We start from the raw sequence: 25,728 nt of genomic DNA, 5'->3' as shown, positions 1-25,728 counted from the left end.
ACCAGAAATTTATAGATAGCGGCAATTATTTTACTTTTTCGAGCTTAAAAACAAACTTCCATGTGGCTGAATTGCCTGACCAAATTAGAAATCCATCTTTTCATCTGGTAGAATGAGACTCTGACATCAATTGATTTAGGAGGAACCGCTATGAACAAGCCTTTTTATAAAAAATGGTCGTCCCTGGCTATCATCATGGTAGCCGGCGGCGTCATTGGACTGACCGCAGGGTGTAATGATTCAGCGAATGAGGCCGCGCCAGCTCCCACAGAGATAGCGCAACCGACAGCAGCCCCGTCAACTACCCAACCGTCCGCTGAACCGACAGCCATTACTTCATCCATGAACTGGGAATCCGCTATCAAACAAATCGCTCAAACCGATACACCGGCTTCTCAAAAGGCCACTGCTGCGGAGGTTTTGGCGAAATCCTATACTCCAGCCTCTGAAGAACTCAGTGATTTTGAGTCCCAGATCGTAGAGGAGTACACTGCCGGGAATTATCTGGCTCATATCGAGGATGCCGAATACATGCTGACGAACCTGTTCAAATCCAGAGTCGTGGAGCAGAACCACACGGAAGGTGAAGCCATTAAAGAGTTCGCCTTTGACTTTTACCAGAACACCAAGTACACCTTCCGCGGTGCAGAGACCGTTGATAGTGATGCAGTACAATCGAATGAAGCCCAGATGGACAAGGTATTGTCTGAGATCAAAAAGAAATAAACGCTCTTACCCTGTCAGCGATTTCTTGGGAATGGGAGCGGTACAGATAATGATTCGCTTCAAGCAACACCATCTCTCCACGTACTGAATCCTTGATCTGCTTCACATGCTCGGGAACCCATTGATCACTCCCCGGATGATTCGCCTGGACAAAGAACAGGACAGGGAGATTCCGGGGGAACGTCTGCTTTTGCTGCTCAGCTCTTTGGAAGTTGGAATACATGCTCTCCGCCTCATTTAATTGAGTGGTATTGTACATGTTTTTGCGGATCAGAAGGTTCAATTGTTGTTTGGTTGCTTCATCATAAGGCAGTCCTTCATAAGGGTCAGCGCTCAGCTTCAATTGTAAGCGGGCGAACCCTAAGTTGCGGAACCATTTAACCATCCGTGTCTCTGACGAATCAATCTTTTGCTCACTCAGCGAGGGTACACTGCTATCCAGTCCGACAAATGCACTTACTTCATCTGCATATTTGTTCACATAATCCAGAGCATATATCCCTGAAATGGAATGGCCCATTAGGATATAACGATTAATATTAAGACCCTGCAACGCTTCATGGAATTCACTTACGATATTCTCTGTGGTTCGTTCTTTTTCTGTGGGATCACTTAAGCCGTAGCCGAAAGGCTCAACCGCCACAACCTTGTAATCTTGAGATAGCTCGTCGATCAGCAGCTTGAAGTCAAGCGCGGGTGCAGCTGCTCCGAAGCCTGGAATCAGCACGATCGTTTCTGGGCCGTCACCTTGAATGAACACATTCATATTCCTCCCGTCTACGGATACGTGCTGGCCGTAAGGCATTATCTTCTTCGCTTCAGAATGACTGCTGATAACATTGGTGAGATACACAATCCCCACCAAAAGAACAATAACGCTTACAATTGCTCCTAACACTTTAAGTAGAAGGTTACGCACTTTCTTGAATTTCGTTTTCTTTCCCGATTTCTTATCCACTGGCTGTGTCACTGTCATCTTCTCCTGTCCCGAGCTATAGTTAGGCTTGCTTCATTGCCGTTAAAGAAAGTTTAACCAATGAAGATGTCTTCCTCATGACGGCAATATGAACCCAGCATGAACAAAACAGGCTACGGTCACATACAAGTGCACTTGTATTGTGACCGTAGCCTGTTTATAAACATTAACTATCCGTCGGTGTATGGATTGGCAATGTGACTATAAAGGTTGTACCTTGACCAGGCTCGCTTTCCACCTCAATGTCACCCTGATGAAGCGATACGATCTGTTTAACGATAGCAAGTCCCATCCCGCTCCCGTCATATTTACGGCTATGGGAACGATCTGCCTTGAAAAAGCGCTCGAATATACGTTTTTGATCTTCTAAGGGAATCCCAATGCCTGTGTCGGATATCCGGACCATCACATTTTTGATATCCTCTGTGATACTGACGTTAATGACACCGCCATCCCCGGTAAACTTGATGGCATTGCTGAGGATATTTGTCCATACCTGATTCAGCTGGTCATGATCGGCGGTAACTCTAAGGGTCTGCAAATCAAGCTCGAAATGAATGTTGCGGGCTGACCATTGCGGCTGGAGTGCCACGATGACCCTCCTGATCTGTTCATCAAGATTCAAGGTGATCAGCTTTAGCTGCTGTGACTGGGATTCAAGCAGGCTCAGCTTGAGCAGGCTATCACTCATTTTGGACATCCGTTTCGCTTCAGCGATGATAATATCCAGATACCGGCTCCGTTCCTGTTCAGCGAGATTCACTTGCTTAAGCGCTTGAGCATAACCGGAGATCGAGGTGAGCGGGGATTGGACCTCATGCGAGACATTCGTAACGAACTCTCTGCGCAACTGCTCCAGCTGCTGAAGATCATGGGTCATGTCTTCGAAGCTGCGGGCCAGCGTCCCCAGCTCCCCCGACTGCTTAATATTCAGCTTGACGTTGAAGTCTCCCGCTGCGATCCGTTTTGTTGCTTTGGTTAACTTTTTGATCGGGCTCACGAGGAATATAGAAGCTACCAGAATTAGAATACTGCCCACAATCAAGGAACAGATTGCAAAGATCATTCCCCACTTGACTACAAAGGAGGCGGAAGGCGGGGCGAGTGATTCAAGAAACATCGCTCTGGTCCCTGTCTCCGTCTTAACCGGCAGCCCCAAGAGAACAGTAGCGATACCATTAGCCGTGTCCTGGACAACCCCTCCGCTTAAAACCTTCTTGAGCTGGTCTGCCGATACGGCGGCTGATTTGTGTCCGTTAAGGTGCCCATAAGACTGGAAATCACCTGTTGCATCATACATTCGAATATGATATATATCAAGCTGTTTCATTCTGCTAACGAAGGATTCTGCTTCCTCCTCAGGCAGTGTCTTATAAATCTGCACCACATCCTGCCCGAAGTTACGTATGTTAATTCGGGCATTCTCGTTCAATTGTTCTTCGAATATCCAGGTGGACATGAAAAAAGAAATGATCGTACCCGCGATAACGGAGACCAGAAAGGTAAGCACCACACGAATATATAAAGATTTGATCATGGATAAACCTCAAGCCGGTACCCCAGTCCACGCACGGTTTCAATCCGAAAATCAGGCGTAGCCGCAAACCGCTCACGCAGGCGCTTGATATGTACGTCCACGGTCCGGTCATCTCCGGCGTACTCAATCCCCCAGATCTGATCTATCAACTGCTCCCGGGTATAGACTTGTCCTGGCGTTCCGGCCAGCTTGTACAACAGTTCAAACTCCTTAAGCGGCAGTGTAAGCGACTCGGTGCCGCTCATCACCTTATACGTCTGGCGATCCAGGACAACATTACCGAACTGGACCGTTTGTGTGGAGCCAATCTTGTACCGCTTCAGTAACGCCCTGACACGAACCGTTAGTTCGAGCGGGTCAAACGGCTTCGTCAAATAATCGTCTGTCCCGAGCTCGAACCCTTTCACCTTCTCCCATGTCTCTCCTCTTGCAGTCAGCATAAGCAGCGGGAGGTCAGGATTCGCTTTACGCAGTTCTTTGCATAACGTCCAGCCGTCCATAACCGGCATCATAATATCAAGTACGACAAGATCAACCTGCGCTGATCCGTACACGGTCAGAGCTTCCTTGCCGTCCGCGGCTTCGAGCGTTTCAAATCCGTCGTTCCGCAGAAATAAACAGACAAGCTCGCGAATGTTCGCATCATCATCAGCAACCAGTATCGTAGGCATCGGCTACCTCCTTTCCTGTTCTCCATAGCCTTTCCAGCTTCAAATCCGGCCAGACTCTTTCAATAAAATAAAATCAAGACCCCGCCGGGTCAGCTTTATGGCCGCGTTCTTCACCGTCACCACGCCGCTGCCTGATCTGGAGACTGTAACGTTCTCCACCATCCGGCTGTCTACAAGCTCCTCCATAATATCAGCGAATGCTTCGGCTTCCAGCTCCATTACCTCCTGATTAACCGGCTGACCCGCTTCAATCCGCTTAAGTATCGCATATATCTGTTCCTTCTCTTCCATGATACACCTCTTTCTTACCAGCACTGATTGCCCTATAAGACAATGACTTCTATTATCGCACATCCTTTCCGGGCATAGCGAATTTATATTCTCCCGCCTGGTAAGTGAGGCTTGTCCATGGTGCCACAGACAACAAGCGCAGTCCCGGTTTCCGCCGGGACTGCGCTGACTGATCCAATGACTAGTAGAAGCAGGCACTCAGTATAATAACGAGCAGGATATAAAGCACCAGAATCGCCCCTGTTGAAGTCCAAGGACTTACCGAACCCACATTACCACAGCCTGCATTTCCAACGTATCCGCAATCTGCACCCATGAGATTACCTCCTTCATAATAATGACTACAGAACAGAATATGAGCGGAAGACCTCAATAGATTGGGCGAAACGCACAAAATTTTAGACGTATGTATAAGGGCATCCTGCCCGCCCGTACTTCAGAGCAGGACAGGATGCCTATTACCGCAGATTAATCAGAAACCAGTATTCCGTCAAAGCTCTCAGGGCCTACACGAACCGTACCGAGCAGGTTGGAGCTGATAAATGCAGTATACGTTAACTGAGGGGTAATCGCCGGAAGGAAATCATCCGCCGAGAAAGTGATAACCTGTGGTGCAAGCACACTAAGGCTGAATGTGGATGTGGCAGAATATACCACCGGGTCCGAAGGCACCGTCCCTCTGACGATAGTGACAGTGATGCCTATCAGCGCAAGCGGAAGCTGCACCGATACCGTTCCTTTTAGAAGTACTCTCGGGTTTGCGCCTACGCCTGCAGTGATCAGACCAATTTGCCCGAACAGCTGGGGAGTATTGATCAGCAGAATCGGTATGGCAATTGAGTTGGCAGTACTGGCATTCTGCGATGTTCTTCCATCAACATAAGTTCCCATTTGAAGCACCTCCTTTCTTCATATTCAGTATATTTCCAGATTCTCTCAATCGCTTGGATCAATCACCAATGCACAACCCCCATATTAGTAGATTCCTTCTCTGGAGGATCTATCCGCCTAACCTTCTTTGGTAGTTCCGCTCCGCTTGTTGAACGCCAGCTCAAACAGCCCTGTAGCCGACAAGCCGGCCAGACCTCCAGCCCAGAGACGAAGAATGAGATTCATATCTGTAAAAGGGTACGCGACAGCGCCGACCAGCAGACCTATGGCCAGCCCCACTGCAGGAACTACGTTGCGCGGAAGGTTGACGCTGTTCTTCACCAGCTGCACCAGCGCCATCACGAATACTGCCAATACCGATGCAAATCCGAGTACATCGTTGAGCGCATCGTAGTACATATCCGCTACGCCCCCTTACTGGTGACGAGCAGGCCTGCACGGTTCAACACAGTCAGTATCCGGTAGAAGTCATAGCTGCCGCCCGAAGGTGTATCCAGCAGCCCGGCTGCCACCGCTGCTTGTACCGCAGGCAAGGCCCAGGCAGGTACTTCCATTACTGTACGGCCCTCGATGACAGCCAGCCGTTCCGCCACCGCTTTAATAGACTGGCCTTGCTCTTGAACTCCAGTCTTTAGCGTATCTCTGCTGACAGACAGACCCGCCAGCAGCTCCCGCAGCTCCCGAAGCTCCGTTTCCAGCTTTGCAATTCTTTGTATGTCTTCAGCCGACATCTCTTCATCCTCCTTCACTTCATCATATTGAGTTAAGTTATATGAATTCATAATCTGAATCAGCTTGGCAGCATAGTCCGGATCGGTTGCATAACCTGCAGCAGCCATCTCACGGGCGGCGGTATGGCCGTCTACACCGATTGCCTTACTGTACAGCTTACGGTTCCAGGAGACTCCTTCTGTAATCAGTGCCGAATGATCCGCCACAGATTCTCCCCAGTTGTTATAGGCCCGGAACAGGGCAGACACCTGAACAGCTTGGCCGTTCCTGTATTCGGTTGTCCGGAACGGCTGGCTGCCCGCAGGCCCGCTGCCCTTGATTCCGAACAGATTATTAGCCTTAACGGTCAGGCCGCTGGTTCCCCAGCCGGATTCCAGCGCTGCCTGGGCAATCGTCAGCGATGCCGGGATACGGCTGCGCTGCATATCGGATACCGCGAAGGAGACCATTTTGGAGATGAATTCAGATTCCGTCATTGCATCACTTCCTTTCCTGCTATATTAAATGCGTTTTCACCCGCGGATGCCTGTGCTTATCCCTGTTATGATGTATATGGAAACCTGAAGCATCTAGTACGATATTCTAATATTTTGACTATGATCATTGTCTTTTTGTATATTATAGTTTACATTATGACAATATTAATATACAATTCAGAACAGGAGGTGTAGCACTTGAACGAACTGAATAATCGTGTCAGGGAATACAGAGCCCGGGACAGGCTGTCCCAGAGTGAGCTTGCCCAGCGAATCGGGGCTTCCCGGCAGACCATTGCCCTTATAGAACGCGGAGACTATTCGCCTTCCGTAGTACTGGCCCTCAAGATCGCAGAGGTGTTTGCGGTAACTGTGGAGTCGGTATTCTGGATTAACAAAGAGAAGGAGAGTGAACAGGATGAATGAGACTAGGAAGAGAACGAATATGCGCGGGCTTATCTTACTGATTGGAAGTATGACTGTCGGAGGGTTTATCGGGTATGTATTTTCTTCCGGAGCAGTTACTGTACCTGAGAATTTCAATTTGAATCCTTCTATTTATTATGAGTATGATGTCATGTTCGGCTGTATAGCCCTGCTCTCCCTGCTGCTGGCCGCCTTTACTGTGCTGGGCCTGGCTCAGACCCGCCGGATGAAGGATGAGCCGAAGACTGACGGAGAAATTGATAATTTTAAAGATAAGGCGCTTAGCAGAGTGATGCAGTTCAGCTATTACACAATGATTATTACACTATCCTGGCTGCTCATGAGCTTTGCACATGCACTCGGTCCCGGTGGCAAGGAGTCTGAGGATGCCGCCTTCATGCTGGCCAATATGATCACAGCTCTGGTGTTCATGCTGTTTTCTTTTTACTTGCTGAACCGCACGTTTGCGCTGTACAACAAGAATTATCCGGACCGCCAATTGGATCTCAGTCTGGGCAATTCACAGAATGCACAGCGGGAGCTGTTTGCCAAAATGGATGAAGGCGAGCGCTGGATTGTATACCGCTCCTCCTATTCCAGCTATAAAGCAACTACGGTTTGTCTGGTCATCGGGATGCTCTTCTTCGCCCTGTATTCCCTCTTATTCGGCTTTGTCCCGATGCCTATCATTGTCCTTGCGCTTATACTCCTTATTCAGCAAACGGTGTATTATCGCGAAGTCCGTAAATACAGCTGACTCTCTACAGGTTACCTTGCTATATAGAAGAAGCGCCGGAGCATCTGCCCCGGCGCTTCTTCTATATCCTTTATGTCTCCTCAGGCCAAGTGGAAACGGCTTTCCGTCCTTTTATAAGGACGGTATTCGTTTCAGCGAGAAATATAAGAATAAGTTATCGTGTGCAACATATAAATTCTTATATTTTAAAATACACTGAGGATAATAATCAGCAAAATAAACAGCACCAGTATTGTAGCAGCAGACGTCCCGAAGCGGCCGTAACCGCCGACATTCACTCCCATGGTAATCCCTCCTTATAAGCACCTGGCCCGCTTTGTCTTTCCTCTACATCATATGCCTATAGTCCCAAAAAAACTGGGCTAACACAGAAATTTGGTAATTATAAGCACGCAGAGTATTGTTAAATCTTCCATCCTGACGTAAACTAGTAATAATTAACTATATTGGAGGGACTATTTTACTATGCCAGCATATTATTTTAAGGAGTTCTGGACACCACTGCGCTGGGCCGGCATTAAATTTTTCCGGGACGATGACGGATTTCTGTGGATTAAATGGTGGTCCAAGCCACGCAAGCGATTACGCAGAAGCTAACGGCTAGGAAGCAGCCTCGAACGTGATCCGGTTCTTCCCGCTCCGCTTGGAGATATACAGCGCTTCATCGGCCAGCCGCATCGTCTGGGTCGTATCGTCGCCATCAGGAGTCCACACAGCCGCACCTACACTGCAGCCCACGCGAAGCTCTTCCCCTATAATCAGAATTGGCTGATTGATCTTGCTGATTATACGCGAAGCCACGATCTCCGCTTCCTGCATCGGCTTGCCCGCCGAGGTATGGAGAACAATCACAAATTCATCCCCGCCCAGCCGGGCAACAATTTCATTGTCCCGTGTACAGTCCATCAGCCGGAAGGCCACCTCCTGGAGCAGCGCATCTCCAATCGTATGGCCGAAGGAATCATTGACTTTTTTGAAGCCGTCGAGATCCATGTATAGAAAACTGAGCGTCGTCCGCTTCTGCTTGGCCTTACTGACCGCATGTGCCAGAAATTCATCCAGCGCCGCGCGGTTAGGCAGGCCTGTCAGCTTATCATGCAGCGCCATATCCGACATATAGCTCAGCTTGGTCTCCGTCTTGGTCAGGTTACTCACGAGGCTCCGCAGGGATGCCGACAGAATCTCCACATCCTTGAACCGGGTGGAGGACGGGATCTCCACATCGGCACCGGAGCTGAGCAGATCGGCGGTCCGGGTAATATTCCTTAGCGGACGGCTGATCCATCCGGCCAGCAGCCAGCCGATCCCCGCGAAGACAGCTGCCATGAGCAGCCCGCTGATCAGAATAAAGCGTTCAAGCTGATAGACCGGGGCAAAAGCAATCTCAGCCGGCTGGCGGATGATGACCGTCCAGCCCAGGCCCGGATAATTCAGATAGCCGTCACCGTAGGCATATCCGGTCAAATAGGAGTCCCGGCGGTGCTCCTGTTCAATCATCCATGAGCTCTTGCCGCTGCGGGCTTCCTGCAAGGCTGCATCCGTCATTCTTTTGCCGACAAGTGCTTCAGGGCCGAGCAGGATCGTATCATCCTTCTTGCTGACTACGAACACTTCCACCCCTTTGAGCCGTTCCTTGAGCGGCTTCACGATGGAGGCCTCGACTTCACGCGACCATTCCCAGCTAAGGTGCGCCGCCAGTACGCCGCTTGTCCGGCCCTGCTTGTCCATGACCGGTACACTCACATCAACGAACTGCAGGACTTCGCCTGTAGAACTCTGCAGCAGCTTGGAGAGCAGCACCGCATCATGGACATCCCCGATGAAGGTTCCCTTAAGCGCTTCCTGAAAGACCGGCCTCTGGCTAATGTTCGTCCCCTGCAGGATGTGATCGGTGGAAGCCAGAACATTCCCTGTACGATCAAGAAACCCCACCCAGGTGAATACAGGCAGACTTGTCTTCAGCTGATTAAGCAATCCGTTCACTTCTGCCGACTCCACCGGTTCCTGAAAAGCATTCAGCTTACTCAGCACCTCTATTTCACCGGAACGCGACCACATGAAATGATCGAGCTTCTCGGACATCCGGCTGGCCTCTGCAGCCAGGGAGCTTCCGATGGCGGTTTGGGCGGAGTCCGTGGCCCGGTTGCCGATTACATAGCTAAGCAGAGCAGTCAACAGAATAATAATAACCGCGAATGCTGTGGAAAATAATGTGCGAAGACTCAATGACATTTCCATTCTCCTCTTCAGAAGACCTGCTTCAAAATTCTCCCCCTAAGATGTCTTGCTGCCACGTGTCGAATAAGGGCGATATTTATTTATCGGAAGAGTCCGGCGGAATTATAATATAGCTTCCGGCACACTGCCGGTTTTTCTTAAAATTCAGAATGGATATGTTGCGCTTCACCCTACCTTAGCTCCCATAGAGCGGGCCAGCAGCACCGCTTGCTCTACATCCAGGTGTACCCCCTTCAGATCAAGGCTCTTCAGATCAATGCCTTCCAGCTTGGCCCCCCGAAGGTCCGCTCCTGTAAGCTTGCACTGGGCAAGCTGGACCCGGCTTAAATCCGCTCCGCGCAGATCGGCTTTCTGCAAATTGCAGCCCTGCATGTCCGCCTCAGCGAACCGGATGCCCCGCAGATCCTGCCTGCTCAGATTCAAATGGCGCAGATTCGTATAAGCCCAGTCCCCTCCGCTCAGTGTAATCCCGTCCATATAGGCATTAGCGAAGTCCGAACCGACCATCTTACAATTCTCGAACTTCGCCACAAACAGATTCGCTCCGGTAAATTTGCAGTTGGTGAACGCACCATTGATGTGCTGCGAGGCATTCAGAAGGGCACCGGTGAAATCACAATCCACAAACCGGCAGCCGCTGGACGTCATTTCTTCCATAGAAGCTCCTCTGAAGGAGCAGTGTTCAAAGGTACAGCCGTTTATTTCTCCGTCCTGCAGCGCTGCGTAATCGAAATTATGATCTTGAAAAGTTTCATTCTGGTATTGATACATGTTTTGAACACCTCTCGATATGGATATTGGAGCAAAGGTTCCGTCTTGCCGGAGTTTATTGTTATTTTAAAAATACTACTTTAGGAGATTGTCCAAATGTGGCCGTTCCGATATAATAGCAAATAAAATCGCGGAGGTAAATGATGGATGACTCCAGCAGAAAAGAACCATTCCGTTATGTAATGAACCAGCCTATTGATTGCTGGCTTGAAATCCCTGCCAGCAATTCCGGGCCGGGGGCGGGAAAATTGACTGAAGGTATCCTGCTTGACCTTAGCCGTTCCGGCTGTAAGGTTCGTACCTCTCTGAACCTCCGCTTCACTGCAGGTGATACGAAGCTGATTATACATTTCCAGTTGGCGGAAGAGAAGCTTCAGTATGAAGGCAGTGTCCGCTGGGGCTGGATGTATGGCCTTGGGCAATACCAGTACGGGGTAAGGCTTGATCTGCAGGAACACGAGGAAGAACAGCTGCTGCGGGAGCTGGAGATCTGGACAAGCGGCAGAAGCGCTCAAGGCTTGTAACTGATTATTCGTATAATTGTGCACACAAACGCAAGCAAGGCTGATTCGGAGCCTTGCTTGCGTGACATATGAAGAATGCTATTCTCCTCTATTACACTTCGATTCTCTTCTTCACCAGCACCGCCATTCCATAGATCATCAGGCAGGCAGCCGCCAGCTCGAACAGCAGCGCCCCTGGATTGGCCGCAGCATACTCAACGGTGAATCCGCTGCCGGACTGCAGGTTCCCCGGGTAGATTTCAAAGTTAAAAACCATATCAAGAGCAATAAAATAGGTGCCGAACAGCGTCCTCTCCAGATATCCAATCCCGTTCTCCAGCAGGAACAGAATAACTACCCCAATCCAGATTCTCCACTTCATGCGCAAACTCAAAGCTACCGTAATGGAGAACATCACCATAACCATTAGAAATCCGGTGGACCAGAGGGATCGCAGTATCACTTGGAAGCCAACCGTTAACAGATTACCGGGCAGAAAATCAAGCGGGTACAGCAGCCGGTATATCCCCAGCTGCACCAGCCCGAGGATAATGACTCCCCCAATTAGCAGCAGGGCTAACAGCATGGGAGACAAGACCGTCTGCAGCGCAGTAACCGGCAGCAGCTGCCGCTGATACGACTTGAGATTGCGGAAATACCCGGCTACTGCAATATATACAAGGGCTATGGCCAGCACGTAGTAACCGGCCATATTCAGTGACAACAGCCCTATATCCACCGTTGCACTAGATATCCACATTCCGGCCTGAATCAATAACGCGATCACGATGAAGACGAGAATGCGTTCTCTTCTGCGTCTAAGATCATATTTCAACAGCTTCAGCATTCGGCAAACACCTCTCTGAACAGCTCATCTATACTCTTCCCGCGTTCTTGTCTCAGTGCCTCTACGGAATGATGCAGTACAATCTCCCCGTCCTTCAGGAAAATCACCTCATCAAAGATCCGCTCTATATCGGTCACCAGATGTGTGGAGAGCAGAATACTGCTGTCTTCTTCATAGAACTCCATCAGGGCATTCAGAATCTTGGTCCTTGCCACGGGATCTACGCCTCCAATCGGCTCATCCAGCAGGTATAATCTGGCCCGGCGTGAGAGCGCCAGTGTCAGCTGTAATCGCTCGTTCATCCCTTTGGATAACGTCCGCACCTTGTCTTCTGTGCGCAGCTTCATGAACTCCAGCATACGCAGCGCCTTGGACTGATCGAAGTCCGGATAGAAATCCTGCTGGAATCTTAGCGCATCCCCCACCTTCATCCAGGACTCTGTGACCGGTACATCCGGCATGAAGGATACCAGTGACTTGCTGTCCATGCCTACCGGTACTCCGATAACGGAGATCCGCCCTGAGCTTGGCCGGGAGAGTCCGGCGATCAGCTTCATCAGTGTGCTTTTTCCGCTGCCGTTGCTTCCGAGCAGACCGGTAATGGTACCGGCGCCCAGCCTGAAGGACACCTCGTTCAGCGCTTGCCGGGAGCCGAACCGCTTGGTCACATTCTGTATTTCGAGTAACTCATCCACTCTTCTTAATCCCCCTGTCCTTGATCCCGCTGATGTACGTTCTCCGCTACGGCAGCTATAATATCTTCACCCTGGAAGCCCAGCTCCTGCATTCCGCGAATGAAGCGGTCCAGCACATCCTGCGCCATATCCTTCTTGATGGTCAGAATCGTCTCTTCATTTCCGGTCACATATCTGCCCATCCCGCGGCGGGTCTCCACGATTGTCTCACGCTCCAGTTCCTGAAAGGTTCTTTGCACTGTATTCGGGTTAATCTGCAGTTCAGCGGCCAATTCTCGGACAGAGGGGATTTTGTCTCCGGGCTTCAGCTTGCCGGTGATAATCTCTCCTTTGATGTAATTCATGATCTGGAGATAAATCGGCTGGTTGTTATCGAATTCGATCCCCATCAAGCAACATCCCTGCGTCTGAATACCGCAAAGCCCGCAAGCAGGAACAGCGCGGTATAACCGCATAGCAGTACGATCGAGAAGCTCAGGGTCATTCCCTGCATCGGCGCACCGCCATTCTGATAGGCTGAGAGATCAAGATTCGGAAACAGTACATATTTGTAGAATTCGCGGGGAATGACCACTTTGTCTATCATAGTGGCAAAGATCGTCGCGCCAATCGTTACGCCGGTTGTTTTTGTCAGAATGCCCAGCATGAAGCCAATAGTGGCGTACACAGCGCAATACACCATAGAGTACAGAAGTGAAGTAAGAATGGTACTTATTCCCGCTTCGCCTCCACTGAGGCCATAGAAGACCACTCCCGAGAGGAACAGTGCCGCTACCGCAACCAGCAGCATACTCAATGTATAGAGCAGCACCGTTACATATTTGGAAGCCAGGATCGCTGTACGGCTACGTGCACGGATCAGCAGAAATTTGATCGTACCCTGGCTGTATTCCCTGGATACGATCCCTGCCGTCCCGATGATCACCAGAATGGTCAGAACCTGGCCAATCCCTGTGGGGCGCAGCATATCGGAAGTGAATTCTGCTGCTGAAGCATACATATCTGTACCAAACGTATGGGAGATATAGCCGACTACCAGCGAGAGCACCAGCAGGATAACATATGGAATCACATGGCTGCGTTTCTTGGATATTTTGAGCCATTCATTCAGAACGAGCAGATTGAAATTACGCAATGCGGTTGCCCCCTGTCCATTTCAGGAAATCTTCTTCCAGACTTTGCCGATTCTCTGTGATCCTGTATACCCCGACCTTGGCCTCACTAAGCGCCGCCACAAGCTCCGGCACGGTTCCATCCGGCAGATGCACATGCAGCTCCGAACGGGCTTCATCCATTCCGGTCACCTTCACGCCTTGCACTGCTTCGGCTACAGTCTGAGCAGCTTCCAGCCTATCTACCCGGATCGCAAGCGATACTTCACTGCGGGCTTCCGGCGCTTCAGCAAGCTGGGTAACCGTTACGAGCTTACCGTTCTGAATGACCACCGCGCGGTGGCAGATCTGTTCAATCTCGGCCAGCATATGACTGGAGATCAGAATGGCAATGCCCTCGACCTCAGCAATCTTGCGCATATAATCACGCATCTCCCGGATTCCGGCGGGGTCCAGCCCGTTGGTTGGCTCATCCAGAATCAGCAGCTTCGGCGAATGCAGCAAGGCCTGAGCGATGCCCAGACGCTGGCGCATACCCAGCGAATACGCCCGAACCTTCTTGGTCATCGCCTCCTGCAGTCCAACCAGCTCCACGACCTCATCAATCCGCGAGGCTCCGGCTCCGTCGCTCATCCGTAAATACTGCCGCAGATTGTCATAGCCAGTCATATGCGGATAGAACTCGGGATTCTCAATAATCGCCCCAATCTGCGAGATAGCCTGCTTGAAATTCTTCTGTATGCTCTGCCCATGGACCAGGACATCCCCACTGCTCAAGCGGATAAGGCCGGTCATCATACGGATGGTGGTCGTTTTGCCGGCACCGTTCGGCCCCAGCAGGCCGATAATCTCCCCTCTTCGAATCTCGAAGCTCAGATTATCTACAATCGCCTTCCCTTTAATTACTTTACTGACGCCTTGCATTTCGAGTACGGCTGGTTCTGTCCCAGGACCTGGCAGCCCTTGATTACTGCGGGTGAATGAATTCATGACGCCCTCCTTGTGTCGGTGTGTTAGTTGAATAGTACACTAGGATATGAAGTCTGTAAATAGGGTTTGTGAAAATTTTCCTGAACCCTGCAAACAGGGCTGCCGAATCAGGGGTTTCGACCATACCATTCTTGAACCGCATACATAGAATATATTGCAGCTGACAGTTTCGTACTGCATTTGCCAATCCAGCTCTGAGGAGGAGTATTCATGAACAAAGAGGTCCATATCTCGCAGACTTATCCGCGGCTGACTGTGTATAGCGAAGAGAACTTCCGGGGAAGAAGCAGAATATACCGGGGCAATCTGGGTATCCGTAATACCGACAATATCCTGGATGGAATCGAAAGCCTCCGCTTCTTCTCCACCAGCAGCAATGCCACACTCGTTCTGTTCAGCAGAACCCGCTTCAGAGGCAGCTTCCGCGTGCTTCGCGGGAACCACAGCCTTCGTGATCTGGACGACTTTATTTCCGGCAATGATGTAGAATCTATTATCTCTACCAACCAAAGACTGACGCTGGCACAAATCCGCAATATCCGCAGCAGCGGGAATCTTCCTGCCGGTTACCGGTTGATCTAGCAGCAACTGCAAGTTAAACAGGGCACACTCCGGTCCCACCCAGCCGGAGGTGCCCTGTTTGGCATGTTCAAATGCATCAATAGGGGTAATCAAGGAAAAAACAGATCTATATAGATTGAACTTGATAGTCATAAACAGGGGAAAGTGGCTGAGGAGAATTTGGTTCTGTAGGAGCGATAGCGTCCGCCTGAAAGCTTTCCGCAGGAGAACTGATGAACCGGATTTCAGCTTCAATTACATAACGAAAGCGAGAGGGAGAGCGCTAACGGAGTTGGATAAAAGGCACTTAATTCTGCCGAAACAGTACGCTATGGGACAGCAGTTGGAAAAAGTACAACTAATCCACCGAACCCTATGGATTTTAGCAGATATCGGACTGATTAAGTGTTGTTTATCCAACTGTTTTCAGGAAGTCTACCCGAGGCCATAAATTAAATGTACTAATTCCACTTAGATCATCCGCCGCGTTTTGCCAAGACTTACTCCGCAGTGTTTCCGAGCTATTAAGTACAAACCAGCAGCCAAGCCCTTTATCCGCAGCGCCTTTGCTGCTGGTCTAATCCTGGTCCTGGTATTTACCCTTACAGCTTCCCGCCTGACATCTGTTGGATCTCTGCTGCAAGCACTGCGATCTGCTCCTGCAACACATGTACTTCGTCGGTTCCTTGCCAGTACCTCGTGACGAAATGCAGGAACACATCAACCTTGCGCAAGAGCATCAGCGTTGGAATCGCCATGAATTCCTCCGCGCTAAGCATAATCTTGCGGCTGTAACCCCGCCAGAAATCACGGATAATCCGTTCCTCATCCTCATGACAGAGCATACCGGACAGGATAACCGCAGCTTCCATAACCCGGACATCCCGTGTGCAGAATTCAAAATCCAGCAGCGCAATCACCTGTTCCCCGTTCTCTCCATCCACCAGCAGGTTAGAGGGATTCAAATCGCCATGCACCAGCTGATGGTGCAGGTTCTCCAGCTGTTCCCGTGAGTCTGCCACACTTTCATAGGCTTCAACCAGAACTTTCAACTCCGGTGTAAGCTTCTGCAGAGGTTCCGGTAACTGGGTCAACCAATCGCGAAGCGCTTCCCGGGTACACAGCGGATAAGACCGCTCCAGCTCATAGTAAGGCCGGTATACAGCCGGAATCTCCAGCTTCATCTCACTCAGCACAGCGGATAAGGCTCCTGCCGACTCTCCGAACGATTCATAGAAGCCGGAATCCTGCCCGGAGGGAGATTTCCCTTCAATATAACCGAACAGGCAGGCGAATTTCCCTTCGCCTTCTTCCAGTTGAACCATGGTTTCCCCTGTAATGCTAAGGATCGGAGCAGGGACTGCAAACGGCAAATCCTGTCCGTTCAGCTTCAGAAGTACAGTATGCTCGAACTCTATTTTATTGCGGTCTCTATGCGTATCATAGACGCGCAGCACAGCACGGCGTTCGCCGCTCTCCACGAAATAGGTGGTATTATTCCAGCCCCCGCTCCGTTTGCGCAGCGTACCCTTCCATTCCGGCCAGAACCGGCTAATTATGGCTTCCATAGGCATTGGCCCCTCTCGAAGTAAGATAGGTTTCAAGCCATTGTAGAATCCGGAACGCAACTGTGTCAAATTAGCAGACTAGCAGAGCGGTTATGCGGAACGGGGATTATCAGCTATAATACTCCTTATCATACTTACAAAGGATGGGATAAATATGGATGCTACTGTAAGCAAACGCTGGCTGCTCGCCAGACTCTATGAGCCGGAGCAGACGATCGTGGACTGCCGCTTCACACTGGGCCAGCCTGAAGCCGGTAGAGACAGCTATGAAGAAGAGCATATTCCGGGCGCGGTCTATCTGGATCTGAAGCTGGATCTGTCCTCCCCGGAACGCGAGCATGGTGGACGTCACCCCCTACCTGACCCTGAGGTGCTGGCTGCACGGCTCAGCAAGCTTGGAATCGGCAATGATTCACGGATTGTTGCTTATGACGATGAGAACGGCATGAACGCGGCCCGGCTGTGGTGGCTGCTGCGTTACCTCGGGCATGAACAGGTATTCATTCTGGAGGGCGGCTTCAGTGCCTGGAAGGCTGAGAAATATCCGGTGACAGATCATCAGCCGGTGCGGGTGCCTAGTACATTTGTACCAAATGTGCAGCCGCAGATGTTGGCCGGTTATGAAGAGGTGCGGAGTGTTTCGCAGAGAACGCTTAAGGATGAAGCTAACCCTTCTGCGGCGAATTCATCCTCTGCTCTTCCCGTTTTGGTTGATTCCCGGTCCAATGACCGTTATCTCGGCCAGAATGAGACCCTGGACCCGGTCGGGGGGCATATCCCCGGTGCGGTCAACTTCTTCTGGAAAGACACGCAGAACGCAGACGGCAGCTTCAAGAGCGCCGACGAGCTTGCGGAGCATTTTGCCGGACTTCCTAAGGATCGTGAGATCATCGTCTATTGCGGCTCCGGCGTAACCGCCTGCCCGAATGTGCTGGCGCTGGAGAAGGCCGGATTCAAGAACGTGCGGCTGTATGCGGGGAGCTGGAGTGACTGGATTAGCTATGAGGAGAATCATAGAAATGGAGACTTACAATGAAAAACTATCTTGTATTTGGTGCCAGCAAAGGATTAGGAGATGCTTTTGTCAGAGGATTGCCTGAGCAGGGTGATAAAGTCTGGGTAGTCTCACGCACAAAACCTGATAACTTGCAGTTGAACGATGGTGTGGAACGTATTTGGATACAGGCAGATCTGGCTGATCTCCAAGCCGCCCAGCGGGTCGGCGATGCCCTTCAGAACGAAACCCTTGATGTGCTCATTTACAATGTGGGGATTTGGGAAAAAGAAGGATTCGAGGACCACTACACCTTCGATCAGGACGATCCTGCCGACATCAGCCGTCTGATTCATGTGAATATAACATCCGCTATTGTAGGCATACAGGCCCTGCTCGACCCTCTCCGGAAATCAGCAGCAGGCAAAATCATTCTGATTGGCTCGACTGCGGGTCTAAGCAACGCGAATAGCACACAGGTTTCTTTTGTCGCCTCTAAGTTTGCCATCCGGGGGATTACAGAGGCCTTGAGAGAACATATGCGGCAAGACAGGATTGCTGTGACATGTCTTAACCCCGGCGAGCTTGCAGCCGAAATTCCGTATGCAGAGGGCATGGACCGTGCTCTTGCCGAATATAACGGCACACGTATTCCTCTTCAGGATATTGTTTCTATCGTAAAATGTATCGTCAGCCTGTCCAGCGCAGCCTGTGTGAAGGAAATCAATATTCCGGCTATCACGGATATGAACGCTTAACCGGAGTCCGGCTTCCGGACCATACAAGGATCAAGAGTCTGCGACTAGCATAAGAAAAGGTGGTGCAAGGATTGAACGATCAGGACGGCGTCCTGCCCGGAGGAACCTTCGGACAGCTTAATCAGATGTGGTTCAGGCTTCGCAGCATCGAGCAGAACAACAGTCTCACGGGAGAGTGTTCGCTCCGTCTGCAATTCCTTGAATCGCATCTGCTCCTGATTCCAGTTTCGGGCCGGGGCTGGATCACTGTGGACGGCAAGTATGGCGAACTCAGAGCGGGAGCTGCTTTTGTCTGCCTGCCGGGGCAGTTAATCGAAGCCTGTCTGGAAGGTTCAGGCGAACAGAGTGTGTACATTCTGCGGTTTGATGTATTCGCCCAGCGCCACCTGCCTGAACAACCGGACCAGCTAAGCTCAACGCAGTCCCGTCTTCCCTTCCCCCTGGAAGGAGAAGCAGCGGTGGCTTCAACCGTTACATACAGCAAACACTGCGAGGCCATCACCGCTTCCATGGGCAGCACGGACCCCTTACAGCAGCTGCTTGCCCAGAGCAGATTCTATGAGCTGCTGTACAGTCTGCTCAGCGATACCCGGCAGTCTGAGCCTGACGATACCGATACGATTATGGAACGGGTCAAGCTGTACATAGAGCAGCACTACCGTGAAGAGCTATCAATCACCCTGCTGGCGGGCGAAGCAGGCATTAGCGTAAGGCATTTCATCCGGCTGTTCAAGCAGAAATATGGGCTCAGCGCAATTGAATACCTGACCGAATGCCGGATCAGACAAGCAAGAAATCTAATGCTGCCCCATACGAATTACGAGTTGAAGGATATCGCCGCATATGTCGGTTACAAGGATCTTGCTTATTTCCGGCGCAAGTTCAAGCAAGTTACGGGTGTAGCTCCGGCCGCCTTCATGCGGAATACCAAGCTGAAGATCGTTGCTTACCATGGCAGCCTGATCGGAACGCTGCTCACACTGAATGTCATTCCCTGCGCAGCTCCGGCTGACCATCCCTGGACAGAATATTACCGCCGTAAATATGGAACCGGTACGGTCCTTCCGCTCCTCCAAGAGGACAATGACAGGTTACAGCAGCTTGTCTCCCTTCGTCCCGATTATATTCTGGGGCTGGAGCAAGCACTAAGTCCCGCCATGCAGCAGCAGCTTCAAGAGCTTGCCCCCGCTCCGCTTCTCCCCCGGCTCCAAATGGATTGGCGCGCGCAATTAGAATTCATCGGGCACAGCCTCGGCAAGTCACAGGAAGCTGCGGCCTGGTTAGCCGCCTATGAGCGCAAAGCCGAGACCGTCCGGGCGAGCCTCGATCATCCACTTGCCAAGGGCAGGCTTCTTATCGCCCGCCTATCCGCTCAGACCCTCACGGTGTTGTCTAACCGGAGCTTGGGCGAGGTGTTCTACGATGATCTGCAGTTCATTCCCGCTCCGCTTGTTAACCGCAAGCTAAGCCGTCAGACCTTGACGCTTGCGGAGCTGATGTCTGCGGATACAGACAAGCTGTTGTTGATCGTAGACGAGGATACTGAGTCTCAGGCTATTTGGTCAGATATCCAACATCAGGAGTCGTTGAAGCGGCCTGATCCCGCCGGATATTCGCGTGTTGAGCTTCTCCCTCCCTACCCCTGGACAGAGTATACCTCGTTCACCCAGGAGATGATTCTGGACCTGGCGCCCTTACTGTGGCGTAATCGGACATGAAATATTGGCGTGATTATCTATAGTCGAATCCAAGGGATTGTTTTATACTCCTAACAGTGATATTGATTCTCACTCTCATGTGAGAGGTAAGGTATCGACACTCAGGAGGTTATAGAATTCATGCGACAGCTAAGAACAGGAATAGCATTCTGCACGGCCGCTCTGCTGGTAATGGTAATGGCAGCTTGCTCTAATAACGCCGGACAGGCCAAGGTAGAAGCTTCAACAGAAACGGACTTTCGTCTGGTCAATAGTGAGAATGGCGAGATTAAGATCCCTGCCCATCCCGCCAGAGTCGTTGGACTATCGGTAGTCTACCCGGAGTTTCTGCAAGCCTTAGGCATTACGCCCGTCGCTGTGCAGAATTACCAGGAAGAATTCCCTACCTATCTGCAAGAGCCTTTCAAGGATACGCTGAAAATGGGCATAGCCAAAACCCCGAATTTTGAAATGATACTGTCCTCCAATCCAGATATTATTCTTGCTCCTGCATGGTGGGCAGGCAAGGATTATGACCAGTTATCCGGGATCGCACCGACGGTTCTGCTGCCCGAGCGTCAGGACTGGCGTGATGAACTGAAGGATATCGCCGAGGTGCTGGACAAGAAGGAAGCTGCAGAGAAGGTTATCCAGGAGCTGGAGGCCCAGGAAGCGGAAGCCAAGCTGAAGTTAGATGCCCTGGTTGGCAACGAAACCGTGATGTATATGATGGTTATGCCGGGCAGCTTCGTTCTCTATGGGGATCAGATCGACCGCGGCAAGTTTATTCATACCACCCTGGGACTGGAGATGATTCCAAACTTCCCTGCTAAAGATCCGTCACTATCCATATCCCTGGAGAAGTTGCCGGAGTACAACCCCGATCATCTCATTCTCCAATTGAATAATGAGGACAGCCCGGAGGTGAAGCAAACCTATGAGGATATGCTGAACAGCCCTCTGTGGAAGAACATGAAGGCGGTCAAGAATAATCAGGTGTACATGATGGCGGGCAAGGATTGGTTTAACCTGGGCATGTCTCCGCTGGCGAACCGCTATGCGATTGATGCGGTTCTAGGGGCCTTCGGCGGCAACTCGAAGTAAAGGGGATTTCAGGATGTGCGAAACTGTAAACATGCAGTGGGCAGAACGATTCTTCATCTTTCCCGAAGCTGTAGAGAATGCAGTAATTACTTTATCACTTACTGAATTATGCCAGCCTGCCGCAGCAGAGCACCTGCTCGGCACTTATGCTTCGATGCTTGGAACGGAGAACAAACGACTCGCGGCGGCCATCTTGTGCACCTGGATTGCCGGAATCTGCGGAGCCAAAGCCGCACTGCTCACGGCTGGACACCCGATGGCTGCTGCCTTGTGCCGGAGCAATATGTCTGTGCAGCTCCTCCGTACGGAGGGGTACCCCGAATTCGCCTTCCTCATCCATGATCAGCGGGAGGGTATCTATGCACGGACTGGTAATGGAAATGAATTCATAGACGAGCTTGGACTGTTCTATAAGAATGAAGTCAGTCCTGTTATTACTGCGCTTGCCGAGGCTTCACAGACCAAAGCAGTGATGCTGTGGAAGCAGTTATACAGTCAGTTGTATACCTTCATGGAAGAGGAAGCCCAAGATGCAGCAAGTGAATGCCGCCGCGCTCAGATTGCCGAACAATTCAAGACTGTGACCTGGGTGCTGAAGCCGGAGGACTTCGGACTTCGCAGCAATCCGTTCCGCATAATACCCAGATTCAGAACGGACCCCAGTCCTCCCCACCACACGATATCCATTAAGGCGACCTGCTGTCTGGCCTACCAGCTTAGAGCAGATCGATTCTACTGTAGCAGTTGTCCTATACTGCCGGCAGAGTAACCAAGATAAAGCCTAAGCTCTCCATCTTAATACAAGGTGGAGAGTTTTTGTCGTTCCTCTACAGAAATATCGACAAAATTCCGACATATTACCTAAGAGCATTTGCTCTAATACGCATCTGGGAGATGACCTATGTCACATTTAATTAAAAAGCGGCCACTCCGCTCATCCAGCATCGCTAACACATTGGCCATTGTACTGCTAGTCATTATTCTTGTCGTCTTCTCCATTCTGGGTACTTTCTTTTATTCCAGTACCAGAACTATTCTGGTCGACCAGCAGGAGTCAATCCTTAGGACCAAAACGCAAGGTATTGTCAACCAATTTGATGCTTTGTTCAAAGAAAAAGGATCACTGGTCCAGCAAATGTCCACGAACACGATTTTCAAAAAATATATTGAAAGCACCACACCAGACAACTTGACCACCTCGCCTCATGCCGCAGAAACACTAGCAACCCTGGCGGCCATTGTCAAGTCGGAGCCCTCCTTCGCCGATGTCTGGGTTGCCGGTCTCTCCGGGAAGGGATATTTTCTCCAAAATGATGGGGCGGCCTCCAAGTCTGACTTCGATATCCGCTCACGCCCTTACTTCAAGCCCGTCTCTGAATCCGAGGGTCTGTATTATTCAGAACCCTATGCCGATGTCAACAACGGCACCATGCTTATGGGGATATTCTATCCGATTAGGAGTGAGAGTAATGAGCTGATCGGCTTCATTGCCGCAGATATTGCCTTCAATGACATCCCGGCCATCATGCAGAGCTATTCTCTGGGAAGCACCGGCTTCTCCCTTCTGGCCACCCGGTCAGGCGATATTCTGTACCACCCGGATGAAGCCAAAGTGCTGAAGGAAAAAATCACGGACAGCTCAGGAGATCTCGGAGCCATCGGCAAAAAAATGATTAACGGGGAAGCCGGCGTAGAGTTAATTCATTACAACGGTGAACAACGGTATATCGGTTATGACACCAGTAAGGATACAGGGTGGTCCGTAGGCCTGACCATTACGCAGCAAGAGGCACTTAGCCCGCTAGAATCCTTCACCTGGATCACTATCTGCGGTTTCGCCGCTGCTGCCCTTCTGCTCGTGATCATCTCTTACATTACCCTCCGTTACCTGTTACGCTCCATCCCCAAGCTGCTCGCCAAGATCAAGCGGATGGAAGACGGGGATCTGACGGTTCAATTCGATGAACGCTCGGGCAACGAGATCGGGCAAATTGCACAGGGTATGGCTAACATGGTCCAGAAGATTCAGGGCATGATCCGGGTGATTCATACCACTACTCAGGCGCTTACCCAGTCCTCCCATAACCTGCAAGCCATTTCTACGAAAACAGCCATAACCATGAATGAAACGGCCACGGCCATCAATGAAATTGCGAATGCCACCAATTACCAGTCGGCTGAATCAGAGAGCATCCTTCACAAAACTAGTGCATTATCGGATCAAATCAACGAAATCACCAGTGATGCCCAGGCTGTAGGAACTATGGTACAGACCTCAGCCCAGCTCAGCAGTTCGGGTCTGGACTTGGTGGAGCAGCTCTCCAAAGCCGCAGAAGACAATCACACATCCACACAGGCGATGTCATCGCTCATTGAGGATATTGATCTGAGCCGTCATGAGATTTCGGGCATCGTAGGCACAGTGAATCAAATTGCCACCCAGACCAATTTGCTCGCCCTCAATGCTTCCATTGAAGCTGCCCGGGCAGGTGAACATGGCAGAGGTTTTGCCGTGGTGGCCGGTGAGGTGCGTAAGCTTGCCGAGCAGACAGCTCGGGCTACCGAGGAAATTCACAAGAAGGTCAGCGCCATTGAGGAAAAAACAAGCCTATCCGTAGAACACACTACTCTTGGCCTTACGATTGCTGAGGAGAATGCCAAATCCGTAGAGAATGCCAAGCAGGTCTTCTTTAGCCTGAACAGTGACCTCGAGGAACTGAAGGTACGGATGCTGCAAATCAGCAATAACACTTCTATTGTCCACAAGCATAAGGATGAGATTCTGCAGGCGATCGAGATCATCTCTTCGACGACTGAGGAGAATTCTGCCTCCACTGAAGAGGTCAGTGCCAATACACAGGAGCAGCTCGGCAGTATTGAGCAGGTAGCTGAACTGTCCAGAGAGCTGAGCCAAATCTCACAGAAGCTGGAGGAAGAACTGCGGCAGTTCAAGCTGGAATAAAAGGATACGCAAAAACATCGCCAAGTAGAGATACTCACTTGGCGATGTTTTTGTCATTCGGAGGCTTAAGCCCGGTTCGGTACTACTTTAACATATATTTGGTTATGGTCTTAGGCGCATAGCTCCTCGTAATGTACAGCTCCCCGCCTCCTGCATAAATGTAATTATGCCCGGTTTCGTAGTCATGCCAGCTTGTGGAGAGATGATATTTGATCTGCAGGTTCGCCGGGTCAAGCACATAGAAATCTTCCTTCGCTATATCTCCCTCAAAGGTCTCAGGATCAATCACAGCCGGACGCTCCTGCCATTGGTACTGCTTCTCGACCGTAATCTCGCCCGATGGCGTTATCCTGTAGTACCATTCGCGGTCCCCGGCTTCACCGATCTGCTGCTTACCAAGCAATTGGTTGTCTTTGCTGTACAGTCTGTAGACGTTGTCGCTCTTAATCAGGTAGTTGTTGCCTGTCGTATTGATGTGATCCGCTTTGTTCAAGGTACGCACCCACTTCTTGGCGCCGTTTGCGTCATAGCCGAGTAACAGCCAGGTATCCGCGCTGCTCATCTGAATCAGGAACGACCCGCCGCGAAGCAGATGCACCTGGAAATAGGGGTTGGTCACTGTTTTGGGAACAGTGTATGTAGCCAGCGGTGTTGTCAACGCAGTTAGACTGCGGTATACGTTGATCCCAAGGACCTTGTTTTGTTTATCCAGCAGTGTATGCACGACGTACCCGTTCGGAAGCAGCTCCAGTATCCCTGTGGCCCATTTGCCGGTCAGCTTAAGCTTGCTTACCTGCTTCCCGTCCTGATTGTATTCGGTAAAAGCAATAGTTTTTGTGTTGACACTTAGTCCGGACCGAATACTAATATTTCCGTTATCCAGCAACAGCGGCGAGTAGGAATCCGTTATCGTTTTGGTCCATTTCCGTTTGCCGTTCGGATCGACAGCGGTGAGATCGTAGGGAATACCGCCTTTCTTTTTGTAGACATAGGTGTAGCCGTTACTGACAGAATACAAACCATGAGCAGTAAAAGGCTGGTCGTTGGCCATGTCCGAATAGTCATATACCCAGTTGGCAGAACCTTGTATGCGGTCAATGGATGCGTACAACATGCCGGAAGTCTTCTTCTTGGAAGGAGATACGGTTACGGTCTTAAGCAGCGGAATGAACATCCGCTTATTGCTCTGTAGGGTGTCTATAGTGCCCCAGAAGCTAAGACCATCCGGCAACGTATAGCTCCATTCCGGCGTAGGCAACTGTTCAATGACCTTCCCGGCAGCCGACGAGCGCCCTGGAACCAGCACCTGTGCAGCCAGTAACAGAGCAAATGCAGCAGTGAAAAACTTGAAGCGTTTTGATAACATAATCCTATCCCTCTTTTGCTATGTATTAATGTTCCAATCTGAATTATTATATGATCACGCAGACCATAAGGACAGGGTA

At 50.7% G+C, this 25,728-nt stretch carries 29 protein-coding genes; 11 read left to right on the top strand and 18 right to left on the bottom strand.

Going from position 1 to position 25,728, the window contains the following annotated elements; translation table 11 throughout:
* Positions 1 to 150 precede the first annotated feature (150 nt).
* A complete protein-coding gene (locus HQN87_RS01865; RefSeq protein ID WP_173126843.1) occupies positions 151 to 726 on the top strand; it encodes a superantigen-like protein SSL4 in 576 nt (191 codons plus the stop codon).
* Here the strand turns inward: HQN87_RS01865 and HQN87_RS01860 are convergent.
* The 8 genes from HQN87_RS01860 to HQN87_RS01830 form a co-directional block, all read right to left on the bottom strand.
* Positions 713 to 1,702, bottom strand: a complete 990-nt coding sequence (locus HQN87_RS01860; RefSeq protein WP_173126840.1) for an alpha/beta fold hydrolase — start codon at positions 1,700 to 1,702, stop codon at positions 713 to 715. The two genes, HQN87_RS01865 and HQN87_RS01860, sit on opposite strands and share 14 nt — an antisense overlap.
* 166 nt (positions 1,703 to 1,868) lie before the next feature.
* Positions 1,869 to 3,239: a sensor histidine kinase gene (locus HQN87_RS01855; RefSeq protein WP_173126837.1), complete on the bottom strand. Its 1,371-nt coding sequence runs from the start codon at positions 3,237 to 3,239 to the stop codon at positions 1,869 to 1,871.
* Positions 3,236 to 3,910: a response regulator transcription factor gene (locus tag HQN87_RS01850; protein WP_173126834.1), complete on the bottom strand. Its 675-nt coding sequence runs from the start codon at positions 3,908 to 3,910 to the stop codon at positions 3,236 to 3,238. Before HQN87_RS01850 ends, HQN87_RS01855 begins: the two co-directional genes overlap by 4 nt.
* 39 nt (positions 3,911 to 3,949) lie before the next feature.
* Entirely contained in the window at positions 3,950 to 4,201 is a 252-nt protein-coding gene (locus tag HQN87_RS01845; RefSeq protein WP_173126830.1) for a YjcQ family protein, read from the bottom strand.
* Positions 4,202 to 4,382: 181 nt separating this feature from the next.
* A complete protein-coding gene (locus tag HQN87_RS33180; protein WP_425517040.1) occupies positions 4,383 to 4,517 on the bottom strand; it encodes a YjcZ family sporulation protein in 135 nt (44 codons plus the stop codon).
* A 152-nt stretch (positions 4,518 to 4,669) separates the two neighbouring features.
* Positions 4,670 to 5,092, bottom strand: coding sequence for a hypothetical protein (locus tag HQN87_RS01840; protein WP_173126827.1), 423 nt, complete (start codon positions 5,090 to 5,092; stop codon positions 4,670 to 4,672).
* A gap of 117 nt (positions 5,093 to 5,209) precedes the next feature.
* A complete protein-coding gene (locus HQN87_RS01835; protein ID WP_173126824.1) occupies positions 5,210 to 5,491 on the bottom strand; it encodes a holin in 282 nt (93 codons plus the stop codon).
* A 5-nt stretch (positions 5,492 to 5,496) separates the two neighbouring features.
* On the bottom strand, positions 5,497 to 6,300 hold the full coding sequence (locus tag HQN87_RS01830; RefSeq protein WP_173126821.1) for a glycoside hydrolase family 73 protein: 804 nt from the start codon (positions 6,298 to 6,300) through the stop codon (positions 5,497 to 5,499).
* Positions 6,301 to 6,498: 198 nt separating this feature from the next.
* On the opposite strand from HQN87_RS01830, the gene HQN87_RS01825 reads away from it, so the two are divergent.
* The gene (locus HQN87_RS01825) at positions 6,499 to 6,726 is read left to right on the top strand and encodes a helix-turn-helix transcriptional regulator (protein ID WP_173126818.1); all 228 of its coding nucleotides are present in this window, start codon (positions 6,499 to 6,501) and stop codon (positions 6,724 to 6,726) included.
* Positions 6,719 to 7,483, top strand: coding sequence for a DUF3169 family protein (locus tag HQN87_RS01820; protein WP_173126815.1), 765 nt, complete (start codon positions 6,719 to 6,721; stop codon positions 7,481 to 7,483). The genes HQN87_RS01825 and HQN87_RS01820 overlap by 8 nt, the downstream gene beginning before the upstream one ends.
* Positions 7,484 to 7,668: 185 nt before the next feature.
* Here the strand turns inward: HQN87_RS01820 and HQN87_RS01815 are convergent, their stop codons facing one another.
* From HQN87_RS01815 to HQN87_RS01805, 3 genes are all read right to left on the bottom strand, one after another.
* Complete coding sequence (locus HQN87_RS01815) at positions 7,669 to 7,767, bottom strand: sporulation protein YjcZ (protein ID WP_173126812.1); 99 nt, start codon at positions 7,765 to 7,767, stop codon at positions 7,669 to 7,671.
* A gap of 316 nt (positions 7,768 to 8,083) precedes the next feature.
* Positions 8,084 to 9,715, bottom strand: coding sequence for a sensor domain-containing diguanylate cyclase (locus tag HQN87_RS01810; protein ID WP_173126809.1), 1,632 nt, complete (start codon positions 9,713 to 9,715; stop codon positions 8,084 to 8,086).
* Between the two features lie 171 nt (positions 9,716 to 9,886).
* Positions 9,887 to 10,492: a pentapeptide repeat-containing protein gene (locus HQN87_RS01805; protein WP_173126806.1), complete on the bottom strand. Its 606-nt coding sequence runs from the start codon at positions 10,490 to 10,492 to the stop codon at positions 9,887 to 9,889.
* Positions 10,493 to 10,740: 248 nt separating this feature from the next.
* Here HQN87_RS01805 and HQN87_RS01800 point away from each other — a divergent pair, with 248 nt between their 5' ends.
* Complete coding sequence (locus HQN87_RS01800) at positions 10,741 to 11,016, top strand: PilZ domain-containing protein (protein ID WP_254075315.1); 276 nt, start codon at positions 10,741 to 10,743, stop codon at positions 11,014 to 11,016.
* Between the two features lie 91 nt (positions 11,017 to 11,107).
* On the opposite strand, the gene HQN87_RS01795 is transcribed toward HQN87_RS01800, so the two are convergent.
* Genes HQN87_RS01795 through HQN87_RS01775 form a run of 5 tightly spaced genes read right to left on the bottom strand, consistent with a single transcriptional unit; the run spans position 11,108 to position 14,639 of the window.
* Complete coding sequence (locus tag HQN87_RS01795; protein ID WP_173126800.1) at positions 11,108 to 11,842, bottom strand: hypothetical protein; 735 nt, start codon at positions 11,840 to 11,842, stop codon at positions 11,108 to 11,110.
* Positions 11,836 to 12,537, bottom strand: coding sequence for an ABC transporter ATP-binding protein (locus tag HQN87_RS01790; RefSeq protein ID WP_173126797.1), 702 nt, complete (start codon positions 12,535 to 12,537; stop codon positions 11,836 to 11,838). The genes HQN87_RS01795 and HQN87_RS01790 overlap by 7 nt, the downstream gene beginning before the upstream one ends.
* A 5-nt stretch (positions 12,538 to 12,542) precedes the next feature.
* Positions 12,543 to 12,926 (bottom strand): GntR family transcriptional regulator, encoded by a 384-nt coding sequence (locus HQN87_RS01785; RefSeq protein WP_173126793.1) that lies wholly within the window; start codon positions 12,924 to 12,926, stop codon positions 12,543 to 12,545.
* Positions 12,926 to 13,672, bottom strand: a complete 747-nt coding sequence (locus HQN87_RS01780; protein ID WP_173126790.1) for an ABC transporter permease — start codon at positions 13,670 to 13,672, stop codon at positions 12,926 to 12,928. Before HQN87_RS01780 ends, HQN87_RS01785 begins: the two co-directional genes overlap by 1 nt.
* On the bottom strand, positions 13,665 to 14,639 hold the full coding sequence (locus HQN87_RS01775; RefSeq protein ID WP_173126786.1) for an ABC transporter ATP-binding protein: 975 nt from the start codon (positions 14,637 to 14,639) through the stop codon (positions 13,665 to 13,667). The genes HQN87_RS01780 and HQN87_RS01775 overlap by 8 nt, the downstream gene beginning before the upstream one ends.
* 210 nt (positions 14,640 to 14,849) lie before the next feature.
* Here HQN87_RS01775 and HQN87_RS01770 point away from each other — a divergent pair, with 210 nt between their 5' ends.
* Positions 14,850 to 15,221: a hypothetical protein gene (locus HQN87_RS01770; protein WP_173126783.1), complete on the top strand. Its 372-nt coding sequence runs from the start codon at positions 14,850 to 14,852 to the stop codon at positions 15,219 to 15,221.
* A gap of 581 nt (positions 15,222 to 15,802) precedes the next feature.
* On the opposite strand, the gene HQN87_RS01765 is transcribed toward HQN87_RS01770, so the two are convergent.
* Positions 15,803 to 16,768, bottom strand: a complete 966-nt coding sequence (locus HQN87_RS01765; RefSeq protein ID WP_173126780.1) for a phosphotransferase enzyme family protein — start codon at positions 16,766 to 16,768, stop codon at positions 15,803 to 15,805.
* A gap of 154 nt (positions 16,769 to 16,922) precedes the next feature.
* Here HQN87_RS01765 and HQN87_RS01760 point away from each other — a divergent pair, with 154 nt between their 5' ends.
* From HQN87_RS01760 to HQN87_RS01735, 6 genes are all read left to right on the top strand, one after another.
* Positions 16,923 to 17,804 (top strand): sulfurtransferase, encoded by an 882-nt coding sequence (locus HQN87_RS01760; RefSeq protein WP_173126777.1) that lies wholly within the window; start codon positions 16,923 to 16,925, stop codon positions 17,802 to 17,804.
* Complete coding sequence (locus tag HQN87_RS01755; RefSeq protein WP_173126774.1) at positions 17,801 to 18,520, top strand: SDR family NAD(P)-dependent oxidoreductase; 720 nt, start codon at positions 17,801 to 17,803, stop codon at positions 18,518 to 18,520. Before HQN87_RS01760 ends, HQN87_RS01755 begins: the two co-directional genes overlap by 4 nt.
* A 71-nt stretch (positions 18,521 to 18,591) precedes the next feature.
* Positions 18,592 to 20,238, top strand: a complete 1,647-nt coding sequence (locus HQN87_RS01750) for a helix-turn-helix domain-containing protein (RefSeq protein ID WP_173126771.1) — start codon at positions 18,592 to 18,594, stop codon at positions 20,236 to 20,238.
* Positions 20,239 to 20,358: 120 nt separating this feature from the next.
* On the top strand, positions 20,359 to 21,321 hold the full coding sequence (locus HQN87_RS01745) for an ABC transporter substrate-binding protein (protein ID WP_173126768.1): 963 nt from the start codon (positions 20,359 to 20,361) through the stop codon (positions 21,319 to 21,321).
* 13 nt (positions 21,322 to 21,334) lie between these two features.
* Positions 21,335 to 22,090: a (2Fe-2S)-binding protein gene (locus HQN87_RS01740; RefSeq protein ID WP_173126765.1), complete on the top strand. Its 756-nt coding sequence runs from the start codon at positions 21,335 to 21,337 to the stop codon at positions 22,088 to 22,090.
* A 132-nt stretch (positions 22,091 to 22,222) separates the two neighbouring features.
* The gene (locus HQN87_RS01735) at positions 22,223 to 24,283 is read left to right on the top strand and encodes a methyl-accepting chemotaxis protein (protein ID WP_173126762.1); all 2,061 of its coding nucleotides are present in this window, start codon (positions 22,223 to 22,225) and stop codon (positions 24,281 to 24,283) included.
* Positions 24,284 to 24,365: 82 nt separating this feature from the next.
* On the opposite strand, the gene HQN87_RS01730 is transcribed toward HQN87_RS01735, so the two are convergent.
* Positions 24,366 to 25,649 (bottom strand): hypothetical protein, encoded by a 1,284-nt coding sequence (locus tag HQN87_RS01730; protein ID WP_173126758.1) that lies wholly within the window; start codon positions 25,647 to 25,649, stop codon positions 24,366 to 24,368.
* Positions 25,650 to 25,728: the final 79 nt, after the last annotated feature.

The sequence above is a fragment of the Paenibacillus tritici genome (genome assembly GCF_013204885.1).
Lineage (GTDB): Bacteria > Bacillota > Bacilli > Paenibacillales > Paenibacillaceae > Paenibacillus_AQ > Paenibacillus_AQ tritici.
The sequence above is the reverse complement of the archived record's forward strand: the minus strand, read 5'-3'. Positions and strand labels throughout refer to the sequence as shown.